This is a genomic window from Variovorax sp. YR752, assembly GCF_943372545.1.
The window spans coordinates 26,726-36,575 of the sequence record NZ_CALRZC010000063.1 but is presented as its reverse complement, the minus strand read 5'-3'; the positions used below and the strand labels follow the sequence as shown (position 1 = coordinate 36,575).

General features: G+C 61.4%; 10 protein-coding genes. 5 read left to right on the top strand and 5 right to left on the bottom strand.

Annotated elements, in window-relative coordinates; genetic code table 11:
• From AAG801_RS16780 to AAG801_RS16770, 3 genes are all read right to left on the bottom strand, one after another.
• Nucleotides 1-1,494: amidohydrolase (locus AAG801_RS16780; protein WP_341889383.1), on the bottom strand; the 1,494-nt coding region annotated here is incomplete at its 3' end.
• 80 nt (nt 1,495-1,574) lie between these two features.
• Nucleotides 1,575-1,865: a DUF1427 family protein gene (locus tag AAG801_RS16775; RefSeq protein ID WP_101491220.1), complete on the bottom strand. Its 291-nt coding sequence runs from the start codon at nt 1,863-1,865 to the stop codon at nt 1,575-1,577.
• A gap of 30 nt (nt 1,866-1,895) precedes the next feature.
• Entirely contained in the window at nt 1,896-2,549 is a 654-nt protein-coding gene (locus AAG801_RS16770; protein ID WP_341889382.1) for a hydrolase, read from the bottom strand.
• Between the two features lie 178 nt (nt 2,550-2,727).
• On the opposite strand from AAG801_RS16770, the gene AAG801_RS16765 reads away from it, so the two are divergent.
• On the top strand, nt 2,728-3,639 hold the full coding sequence (locus AAG801_RS16765; RefSeq protein WP_341889381.1) for a LysR family transcriptional regulator: 912 nt from the start codon (nt 2,728-2,730) through the stop codon (nt 3,637-3,639).
• Between the two features lie 25 nt (nt 3,640-3,664).
• Here the strand turns inward: AAG801_RS16765 and AAG801_RS16760 are convergent, their stop codons facing one another.
• The gene (locus tag AAG801_RS16760; protein ID WP_341889380.1) at nt 3,665-4,294 is read right to left on the bottom strand and encodes a 2-hydroxychromene-2-carboxylate isomerase; all 630 of its coding nucleotides are present in this window, start codon (nt 4,292-4,294) and stop codon (nt 3,665-3,667) included.
• A 164-nt stretch (nt 4,295-4,458) separates the two neighbouring features.
• Here AAG801_RS16760 and AAG801_RS16755 point away from each other — a divergent pair, with 164 nt between their 5' ends.
• Nucleotides 4,459-5,304: an alpha/beta fold hydrolase gene (locus AAG801_RS16755; RefSeq protein WP_180288643.1), complete on the top strand. Its 846-nt coding sequence runs from the start codon at nt 4,459-4,461 to the stop codon at nt 5,302-5,304.
• Between the two features lie 48 nt (nt 5,305-5,352).
• Here AAG801_RS16755 and AAG801_RS16750 read toward each other — a convergent pair whose 3' ends face one another.
• The gene (locus tag AAG801_RS16750; protein WP_341889379.1) at nt 5,353-5,682 is read right to left on the bottom strand and encodes a hypothetical protein; all 330 of its coding nucleotides are present in this window, start codon (nt 5,680-5,682) and stop codon (nt 5,353-5,355) included.
• A 439-nt stretch (nt 5,683-6,121) separates the two neighbouring features.
• On the opposite strand from AAG801_RS16750, the gene AAG801_RS16745 reads away from it, so the two are divergent.
• The 3 genes from AAG801_RS16745 (at nt 6,122) to AAG801_RS16735 (ending at nt 9,813) form a co-directional block, all read left to right on the top strand.
• The gene (locus AAG801_RS16745) at nt 6,122-7,690 is read left to right on the top strand and encodes a hypothetical protein (protein WP_341889378.1); all 1,569 of its coding nucleotides are present in this window, start codon (nt 6,122-6,124) and stop codon (nt 7,688-7,690) included.
• A 28-nt stretch (nt 7,691-7,718) separates the two neighbouring features.
• Entirely contained in the window at nt 7,719-8,432 is a 714-nt protein-coding gene (locus AAG801_RS16740; RefSeq protein ID WP_341889377.1) for an SLATT domain-containing protein, read from the top strand.
• A gap of 178 nt (nt 8,433-8,610) precedes the next feature.
• Nucleotides 8,611-9,813: an MFS transporter gene (locus AAG801_RS16735; protein ID WP_099795047.1), complete on the top strand. Its 1,203-nt coding sequence runs from the start codon at nt 8,611-8,613 to the stop codon at nt 9,811-9,813.
• Nucleotides 9,814-9,850: the final 37 nt, after the last annotated feature.

Genomic DNA, 9,850 nt, shown 5'->3' with positions numbered 1-9,850 from the left:
CTTCTTGCCCTCTTCGTTCGAGAACCAGGTGACGTTCTCGGTCCACATGCGCAGCGCGGCCTCGCGGTCCAGGCAGTTGCGCTGCGGGTACAGCTGCATGCCGCCCACCGTCTTGCCCGTGACCAGCCACGACAGCGACACCCACGGGTTGTACGAGGCCACGCGCGTCGCATCGGTGCCGGCCGAGACCTTCAGGCCGCGTTCGAGCATGCGCTTCACCGGCGGCGTGGCCTCGGCCGCGCCGGGGCCGTAGCGCTCGACGAAGTACTCGCCCTGGTAAGCCATGCGGTGCTGCACCGCCACGCCGCCGCCCAGCGCGGCGATGCGGTCCATCGACTTCTCGGAAATCGTCTCGGCATGATCGAAGAACCAGTTCAGGCCCGCGAGCGGCGTGTCCTTGTTGACCTTCTCGAACACGTCGAGCGAACGGCTGATGGTTTCGTCGTAGGTCGCGTGCATGCGCCAGGGCCAGCGGTTCTGCGCCAGGATGCGCACCACGCCTTCAAGGTCGCCTTCCATCTCGGGCGCCATCTCGGGGCGCGGCTGGCGAAAGTCTTCGAAGTCGGCCGCCGAGAACACCAGCATCTCGCCTGCGCCGTTGTGGCGGAAGTAGTCGTCGCCCTGCTTGTAAGTCGAGTTGGCCGTCCAGTTCAGGAAGTCGTCCTTCTCGGCCTTGGGCTTCTGCGTGAAGAGGTTGTAGGCCAGGCGGATCGTGAGCTGCCCGTCGTCGTGCAGCTTGCGGATCACTTCGTAGTCGTCGGGGAAGTTCTGGTTGCCGCCGCCCGCGTCGATGGCGCCGGTCACGCCCAGGCGGTTGAGCTCGCGCATGAAGTGGCGCGTGGAGTTGAGCTGGTAGTCGAACGGCAGCTTCGGCCCCTTGGCCAGCGTGGCGTAGAGGATGGCCGCGTTCGGCTTGGCCAGCAGCAGGCCGGTCGGGTTGCCGGCGCTGTCGCGCACGATCTCGCCGCCGGGCGGCGCGGGCGTGTCCTTGGTGTAGCCCACGGCGCGCAGCGCGGCGCCGTTGAGCAGCGCGCGGTCGTACAGATGCAGGATGAACACCGGCGTGTCGGGCGCCACCGCGTTCAGCTCGGCCAGGGTCGGCAGGCGCTTCTCGACGAACTGGTGCTCGGTGAAACCGCCCACCACGCGCACCCACTGCGGCGCGGGCGTGATCGCCACCTGGCGCTTGAGCATGCCCATCGCATCGGCCAGGCTCTTCACGCCGTCCCAGCGCAGCTCCATGTTGTAGTTGAGCCCGCCGCGAATGATGTGCAGGTGGTTGTCGATGAGCCCCGGCAGCACGCGCTTGCCCTGCAGGTCGATCACGCGGGTGCGGCTGCCGGCCAGCGGCAGCACGTCTTCGGCGCGGCCCACGCGGGTGAAGCGGCCGTCCTTGATCGCCACCGCATCGGCCGTGGGGTTGGCACGGTCCAGCGTGGTGAAGCGACCGTTGCGCAGGATGAGGTCGGGGGTGGAGTTTTCGGTGTGGGCCATGGTCGATGCGGGTGCGATGGAGGTGGCTGCGAGGGCGCCAAGGGCGCCAAGAAAGTGACGGCGTTGCGGGTCTTGCGAGCTCATGCGTCGCTCCGCTCCGAGGGGCGGGCGGCGGCGGTCTTCACCGCCTCGGGCTTCACGCAGGCGGGCAGTTCGCCGAACACATGCGGCTTGACCTGGTGCTGCAGCCACGAGGTGGCGGCCGGCCGGTCGAACACCTGCCGCACCAGCGGCGGGATCTGCTCGCCCAGCAGGATGCCCAAGAGGCCCACCAGGGCGATCACCGGCGGCGCCGGCGAGCGCACCTGGAAGAGCGCGTAGATCACGCCGACCAGCAGGCCGAGCGCGAGGGAAACGACATAGGTCTTCATGGTCGGTCGGCCTTCCGGGTGCTCTGGCGCTCAGCCTTCGTGCGCGCCGAACATCGTTTGGGCGTAGGTCACGCCGAGACCGTAGGCGCCGCCCACCTTCTTCGCAATGCCGGTCGTCAGCTCGTACGTGTCGCCACGCGCCCAGTCGCGCTGCAGCTCCAGCAGGTACTGCAGCGAGGTCATCGGCCGCGCGCCGGCCTGCACCATGCGCTCCATCGCGCGGTTGTGCGCCTCGACCGACACGTCGCCGCTGGCATCGGCAATCACGTACACCTCGAAGCCCTGGTCGAGCGCCGAGAGCGCCGGGCCCACGATGCACACGCTGGTCCACAGGCCCGCCAGCACGATGCGCGGCTTGCCGATTTCGTTCACGCGGTCGATCACGGCGGCGTCTTCCCAGGTGTTCATCGAGGTGCGGTCGAGCATCTTCTGGCCGGGGAAGGCGTCGGTGATCTCGCTGAACATCGGACCCGAAAAACTCTTCTCGGCCACCGTCGTCAGGATGGTCGACACCTTGAAGCCGGCCGCCGCCTGCGCCACCAGCGCGGCGTTGTTGCGCAGGTTGACGGCGTCGATCGAGTGCGTGGCAAAGGCCATCTGCGACTGGAAGTCGATCATCACCAGCGTGTGGTCGGTGGGGGTGAGCAGCGTGGCGCCGGCGGTGGGGGTGGCTTTGACGGTCATGAGAGGCTCCTTTGACAGGGTTGAGTACTTAGATATTCGATTCGATTCACAATCGCTTTCGGAGGGAATTTCCTTGGCGTGGGCTGAATCATCCGGTGCACGCAGGGCCTCATCGACGAAACTTTTCACCATCAATGATCGAAGTTTTCGATCATTCCTTTTTTGCGAGGAACGCCCCGTGCTCAAGCTCACCCTGGAAGCCATCGAGGTCGTCGACGCCATTGCGCGCCACGGCTCCTTTGCCGCCGCCGCCACGCGGCTGAACAAGGTGCCCTCCACCATCTCTTACGCCGTCGGCAAGCTCGAAGAGCAGCTCGGCATGCTGCTGTTCGAGCGCAACGGCCCGCGCGTGACCCTCACCGGGGCCGGCGAAGAAATGCTCAAGGAAGGCCGCTGGCTGCTCGGCGCCGCGAGCGACCTCGAATCGCGCATGCGTCAGATTGCCACCGGCTACGAGTCGGAGCTGCGGCTGGTGCACGACTCGCTCATTCCCACCGAGGCCTTCATGAGCGACATCCGCGCTTTTGAAGACCTGCGCTGCGGCACGCGGCTGCGCATCGGCTGCGAGGCGCTCACCGGCAGCTGGGAGGCGCTGCGCGAGGGCCGCGCCGACATCGTGGTGGCCGCGGGCGAAGGCCCGGCCGGCGGCGGCTACCAGACCGCGGCCGTGGGCAGCCTCGAATTCGCCTTCTGCGTCGCGCCCACCCACCCGCTCACGCGGCTGACGCGCCCCGTGCAGCGCGGCGACCTGATCGACTGCAACGCCATCGTCGTCGGCGACACCGCGCGCATCCTGTCAGACCGCACCGTGGGCCTCATGGCCGGCCAGCCGCGCATCACCGTGCCGTCGATGGCCGCCAAGGTCGCCTGCCAGGTCGCCGGGCTGGGCCACGGCTTTCTGCCGCGCGCCTGCATCGCCGGCGAGCTGTCGCGCGGCACGCTGGTCGAACTGCCGACCGAAGAGCCGCGCACGCCCGAAGCCTTCTGGCTCGCGTGGAAAACCGGCGCACAAGGCCAGGCGCTGCGCTGGTGGCGCGAGCGGCTGAACCGCTCGCTCATTCCCGCGCTGCTGCCGCGCTCGTTCGCCTGAAGAAGAAGAAAAACGACGTGGTCGCTCAGCCGCCGGCGCGCAGCTTGTCCAGCGCCCGGTCGAGGAACGCCAGGCGGTCTTGTCCCCAGAAGCGCTCGCCGTTCAGGATGAACGTGGGCGCGCCGAACACGCCCGCGGCCACCGCGTCGGCGCTGTTCGCGCGGTACACGGCCAGCACCTCGGCCGACTGCTCCAGCGCCTGCAGCGCCGCACCGTCGTAGCCGGTTTCATCGGCGATCGCGATGCGCACGTCGGCCTGCGCCGTGTCGCGCTCTTCGGCCCACAGCGCGCGCAGCAAGGCGTGCGACAGCGGTTGCGCGTCGAGGCCCTGCAGCTGGGCGGCAATCACCATCCAGCCGGGGTACTTGTTCCAGTTCGGATCGGTCGGCGCGCCCTTCGGGTAGTGCGCCGGCTCCAGGTTCATCGGCATGCCGAGGTAATCGCGCCAGCGCGACAGCTCCAGCGCGTGGTACGTGCGGCGCGGCTCGGGGCGCGTCTTCAGCGGAATGCCGCCGGTCTGCGGTACCACCGCCTGGAAGTCGTAGGGCTTGAGCGTGAGCTGCACGTGGTGGCGGCGCACGATGTCTTGCAGTTGCGGGCCGCCGAGGTAGGCCCAGGGCGAGGAGAGGCTGTAGTAGCAGTCGAGAGCGATCATGTCCGGATTATCTTCAGCCCCCGGCCAGCGCGCCGCACGGTACCGCCATACACCTCGCAACGCAGCGCCTTGCGAACGCGGTGAAACTACGCCCCTTGCGCGTTGTGCACCCGCTGGGCCCTGCCCTTGCGGCGCCACGCAGCCATTTTTCCGGGAGCCCTGATTTGCAGCCGAAGACCCAAGCCAAGATTGCGCGCATTGCCCTGTCGGCCTCGGCCGCCGTCATTGGCAGCCTGGCCGCCTACTGGACCCTGCTCGCCACGCGACAGGGCCACATCTTGTTCAACGCCCGCAAGCTGCCCGTGGTGCATCTGTCGGACGACTTCTCGACCTACTCGCACCCCGTGCCGGGCGGCATGGTGCGCGGCTACGTGTACCACCCGCACGGTGAAGACGCGCTGCAAGACCTGTTCATCTACTTCGCCGGCCGCGGCGAAGACGTGCGCGCCACCGCGCAGATGCTGCACTGGCTGCCCGAGGGCTTCGGCTTTGCGGCGCTCAACTACCGGGGCGTGGCCGACTCCGAGGGCGCGCCTTCTGAAATCGCCTCCGTGGCCGACGCCGCCCAATTCGCCAACCACCTGCGCCGCGCCTTTCCGCACGCGCGCCTGCACGTGGTCGGCCGCAGCCTCGGCACCGGCGTGGCCATCCAGCTCGTGGCGCAACAGCCCTTCGAAAGCCTGCAGCTCGTCACCCCGTACGACTCGCTGCTCGAAGTTGCGAAGAAGCGCTTTCCGCTCGTGCCGCTGTCGCTGTTGCTGCGGCACCGCTTCAACTCCATCGAGCACAGCAAGGAAGTCGCCGCCAAGACCCAGGTGCTGCTCGCCGCGAAGGACGACGTGGTGCCGCACGAACGCTCCGAAAAACTCATCGCCGCCTGGCCCACGCCCGTGAGCGTGCAGACCGTGTCGAACTCGGACCACCACAACATCACCGGGCTCGAAGAGACGTGGTTGATGCTGGTGGACTTTGCGTTGACGGCGGTGTTGCCGGAGCCGAAGGCGGCGTAGGGGCTCCGGGCCGGTAGTGATGCAGAGGCTTCACGCCGGCCGCTGTGGCTAGGCCGGCTTGAGCGAGGGCTGCGCTTGCAGCAGCGCATCGCGTACCGCGCCGGCTGTTGCGTTGACGGTGGCGATGCGTGTCATCAATGCCTCGTTGAGCAGGCGCAGCAGGGCGCTCAGTTCAGTGCGGGTGGGGGCGAGCTCTTCGCTGTCGTTCAAGGCGCTGGTGTCTACGAGCTTTTCTAGTGCGGTGTAGGCGCGCATTACGCCGTTGAGGCTGTCGGCGTCGTCGCAGGCTTGGAGAGCGAGGTCGTCGAGGGTAGGTGCGGGGTCGAGAGAAGAGGTGCAAGCGCGAGATTGCACGAACACGGGTGCAGATTCAGCCATAGAGGCCTCCAATCGGGTTCTGTTTGCTACAGCCGACGCACCCGCTTCCAAACGGTGGCGGCAGCTCGAACGGGTTGGAAGACCGGGAACCCTCTTGCGAAAGCCGGCAGGGCTCGCGCCCTCCCGTCCGAGCCGCCTAAAAAGGCGTACGAACGAAAAAGCCGCAGACCACGTGCGGTGTCTGCGGCTTTCGTCGCAGAGGGTTCGACGGGCTTCCAAACCCGATCGCGCCTTCTCGCGCGACGAAGCAGTATAGCCAAGGCTTATCCGCCACTCAACGCGTCGTGGCCTCTAGCAAGACAAATCAAATTGCGCCTAAATTTGCAAGAGTAGCCTTAGGGGTTTTCTCCAATTCCCGTCAGTTATCTGTATTGCAAAGTGTTTCCACAGGTTATGCTTCCGACCTACATTAAAGGCGGAGCATATGTCGAGACAATTAATGGCGTTGCGATACCCAGATCGGGCAGAGAGTTTGTCCGACTTCGAAAGATATCGCGTTTTCCTTGATCACTGGCAACCACTGGTTCATGAGCTGAGCACAATGCGACGAGCATTATTTGCGAGAAGAGAGTCACGAACTCTTGGGATATATGCACCACAGGGCTCAGGAAAAACGCTCTTCGCACGCCGTTTTGCAGGCGATGTGGAAAAGAGCAGAAATGCAACGGAATATGACGACGAGAATTTGTGGCATCGCATAGCGGTTGACGAGTTCACCACTGGCGAACGAATAGTCGCACCAGCAAACAATCTCAAAGTGCTATCGAGAGATGCAGGTCACGACGACGATTGGAATTTAGAGATAAAGAATTTTGTCAATCACCAAAACAACCGAGGAATAGTTCTGCTTGATGAAGCTGATCAGGCATACATGCAACTTCGATTGCTTGGGATGGATATGCAAAATTTCCTACAATCATCCGATCCAGAGCGCTTACTAAAGGCCTCCGCAGAGAAGTTTGTGAAATTTTGCCGGACTGAATTGAGAGGCTGCTTGTTCGTGATGCTTAGCAATCGTCGCGAATTCCTCGACAACTTCGCATACCATGTAAATGGCCAACATCATGGAATGATGTCAGTCAAGGAACTACCTCCAGCAGATGCTTCCACAAAAGAAAAAGTTGTTCGCATCAATACAAATAGACTTAATGGATTTTCTTATTGGTATTGCATAAATAACGCAACGCCAGGGCGGAAAACAGCAATTTTTGACTCGCTCGCCGGTGCAGGCACATTTCCCGCAGCCTTTGAAGCAGTTGATGCGGCAGTCAGTGATGCGGTACAAACAAGAATGGGGCGCCCAGCAATAAAAAACCATCTTACGTTGTGTGTTCTTCACGAACAACCGGATTACCTCCCGTTGCTCGTCAGCATGGGGAAGCCATTGACTGAATTTAGTGCGGAAGAAGTTTCAATATTGCTTTGGACTGACGATTGGGCCTCAAAAATAATGCCAGGAACAAATCAACAGTCAGCCTTAATGCTTGAGTCAGAGTGGAATTTAAGAATAATTCTACTCGGACCAAAAATGATTGGCCCGCTGCTAAGCATGCTGCCAGACGCTCAAACTTTGCGAGATGGATTTGATGTTCTGTTCAATGTTCCAAGTCCGTATGCAACACAGAAAACTGTTGACGGGATTTTGACCTCAAGAAATCAGGCGGTACAACAAATACAAGCCATAAAAAACATACCTACGCAGAAATTTTGGGCGGCAGGACAATTCAGAAGCGTTCAGTACGAGACTGAGTTGCGAAAAATATATCCAAATTACAACCTTGGAAGCACCCAGGTCAGCGGATTTCGACCAGACTTAATTCTTGAAAACTACAAAGAATGCTCAGTGCTACAAGGCGGGAATCGTGAGTCCAAGCAAATCACCAACAACATTAGGCGCGGAGCAAACTTCATTGAGTTCACCGCAGTACAAGCAATTTCAAAACCCAATGTCGTTGATTATTTGGCCGGGAAATTAAAAAACTACATCCGACTGATGGAAAGCGCATGAGCATCCGTTCAACCACCTTTCAACTCTCATGACAGCAAGCAATTCAATAGACTCTGCACAATTAAAGATGCTTGAGGTCGCCAACTTGGAGGTCGACTCAAAAATCGGAAAAGACCGTCACTTCATTGCCGCAGACAGGAAAAATGTTTACAAGATCCTTCTTGGACTGTCATCAGTCATCGGCACTGCTCTGATAGCATCCGCAGCCTTCAAAGAAGCACTGCCTTTAATCAACCTAAATGCAGATCAGCAAAAGCTGGCCTTTTCTGCCCTCTCGGTATTTGTTGGCCTTTCGACAGCAGTGCTCAGTTTTTTTGGCCTAGAAAAACAAATAACTCAGCACCGAATCGTCGGAAACAGATACATTGAGGTCGCAAGAAAATCCCGGCGCTTGCTCAATACAATGATTGAAGATCTTGCCGATGAAAAATTCGAGGAAAGATTTAATTCCCTCTTAGTCGAATATCTGGAAGTTAATCGAGATGGTGAATCTTGCCCAACGTCTAGAAAAGATTCAAAAAGATCGGCAGACCTCAATGCATCAGCACGCGGAAACATTAAGGCGCAAATCAAAAAGAGCGACGGTCATGCATTAGGCATAGAGAGCACTGATCGCTATCAATCATTAATTAAAATGATCAAGAATAGTTTTAAAATAAAGACAGCCTGTTTTTTTGAGAAAATCGGAATTATTTCAAAATCCCAATACGAAACATACTTCAAGCAATTTGACAGGCAATAAAATACGCATGCATGCAACGGAATTTAACGGCCATAAGTTGAGCAGGATCGTTGCATAACAGAGTACTCAAAGCTTGAATAGATTATTGTCTCCAGGGCAACTATCTTCTGCATCCACCCCCATTTATCCGCAAAGGTAACCGCAAGACACTCCTCCTCATCCCAGAAGGAGTGCTCTCATGCCAATCGCCTTACTCGCGCTGACCCTCAGCGCCTTCGCCATCGGAACGACCGAGTTCGTCATCGTTGGCCTCCTCCCCACCGTCGCTGCCGACCTCGGCATCGGCCTTCCCTCGGCCGGCCTGCTGGTCAGCCTCTATGCGCTGGGCGTTGCCATTGGCGCGCCGGTGCTCACGGCCCTCACGGGCAAGCTGCCGCGCAAGGCGCTGCTGCTCGGGCTGATGGCGCTGTTCACGGTCGGCAACCTGCTGGCGTGGCAGGCGCCCAGCTATGAATCGCTGATTGCCGCCCGCGTGCTCACGGGGCTGGCGCACGGGGTGTTCTTCTCGATCGGCTCGACGATTGCCACCGGCCTGGTGCCGAAGGACAAGGCGGCGAGCGCCATCGCGATCATGTTCACGGGCCTCACGGTGGCGCTGGTCACGGGCGTGCCGCTGGGCACGTTCATCGGGCAGCACTTCGGCTGGCGCGAGACCTTCCTGGCGGTGTCGGCGCTGGGCGTGGTCGCCTTCATCGGCAGCTGGATCTTCGTGCCGGGCAACATCCGCCACACGCCGCCGGCCTCGCTGGCGCAACAAGCGAAGGTGCTGGCCGAGCCGCGCCTGCTGCTGGTGTATGCCAAGACGGCCATCGGCTACGGCGGCTCGTTCATTCCGTTCACGTTCCTGGCGCCGATCCTCACGGATGTGTCGGGCTTCAGCGCCGGCGCGGTGGGCTGGGTGATGCTGGTGTACGGCATCTCGGTGGCGGTAGGCAACATCTGGGGCGGCAAGCTGGCCGACCGGCTGGGGCCGATTCCGGCGCTGAAGATCATCTTTGCGCTGCTGGCGGCGGTGCTGCTGGTCTTCAACTTCGCGGCGCCGCACAAGTGGCTGGCGCTGGTGGCGGTGCTGATGTGGGGCGCGGTGGCGTTCGGCAATGTGCCGGGGCTGCAGGTGTACGTGGTGAAGCAGGCCGAACGCTTCACGCCGCAGGCGGTGGACGTGGCCTCGGGCCTGAACATCGCGGCCTTCAACCTGGGCATTGCGGGCGCGGCCTGGGCCGGCGGTTTGATCGTGACGCACCTCGGGCTGATGCACACGCCCTGGATCGGCGCACTCGTCGTGCTGGTCTCTCTGGCCCTCACGCAATGGAGCGGCACGCTCGACCGCCGTGCCGGCATTCCGGTGCACGCCTCGGGGCCGGTGCCGGTCGGGCACTGAGCCTTCCTCTTCTCCCCTCTTCTTTTCCATTTCTTTG

What these genes read in the sequence shown, in the direction of transcription:
- AAG801_RS16735 (WP_099795047.1), top strand. Translation starts at nt 8,611, where the DNA reads ATGCCAATCGCCTTACTCGCGCTGACCCTCAGCGCCTTCGCCATCGGA.
- AAG801_RS16770 (WP_341889382.1), bottom strand. Translation starts at nt 2,549, where the DNA reads ATGACCGTCAAAGCCACCCCCACCGCCGGCGCCACGCTGCTCACCCCC.
- AAG801_RS16745 (WP_341889378.1), top strand. Translation starts at nt 6,122, where the DNA reads ATGGCGTTGCGATACCCAGATCGGGCAGAGAGTTTGTCCGACTTCGAA.
- AAG801_RS16740 (WP_341889377.1), top strand. Translation starts at nt 7,719, where the DNA reads ATGACAGCAAGCAATTCAATAGACTCTGCACAATTAAAGATGCTTGAG.
- AAG801_RS16750 (WP_341889379.1), bottom strand. Translation starts at nt 5,682, where the DNA reads ATGGCTGAATCTGCACCCGTGTTCGTGCAATCTCGCGCTTGCACCTCT.
- AAG801_RS16775 (WP_101491220.1), bottom strand. Translation starts at nt 1,865, where the DNA reads ATGAAGACCTATGTCGTTTCCCTCGCGCTCGGCCTGCTGGTCGGCGTG.
- AAG801_RS16760 (WP_341889380.1), bottom strand. Translation starts at nt 4,294, where the DNA reads ATGATCGCTCTCGACTGCTACTACAGCCTCTCCTCGCCCTGGGCCTAC.